1 protein-coding gene is annotated in these 261 nt (G+C 42.5%); it reads left to right on the plus strand.

Annotation, left to right across the window (positions count from 1 at the left end; all coding sequences use genetic code 11):
* Nucleotides 1-261 (plus strand): hypothetical protein (locus CWC14_RS18500; protein ID WP_138564345.1); only part of this gene is annotated, 261 nt, incomplete at both ends.

Below are 261 nucleotides of genomic sequence, written 5' to 3' on the forward strand. Positions count from 1 at the left end.
AATGTAGGTCTTAAAATGAGCGAAAGTGAGTTCTCTCGTTTTGCTCAGGGCTTTAAAAGTGGCGCGATTTCTGATGACGTTCTCTTTGTTGGTTTTAAAGAGGGCAAAATGTACTTATTGCCACTCGAAGTCAAAATTGGCCAAAAGCGCAGTCATGGTAAAGGCGTGAAACAAGCCAAAGAGCTCAAGCGCTACTTAGTCGAAAACTTGTTTGGTCGTAACGATTTAGCTGGGCATTTATATCGTGGCCTTTTTGTGCGA

It is taken from the genome of Pseudoalteromonas sp. S3260 (assembly GCF_005886925.1).
Classification (GTDB): domain Bacteria; phylum Pseudomonadota; class Gammaproteobacteria; order Enterobacterales; family Alteromonadaceae; genus Pseudoalteromonas; species Pseudoalteromonas tetraodonis.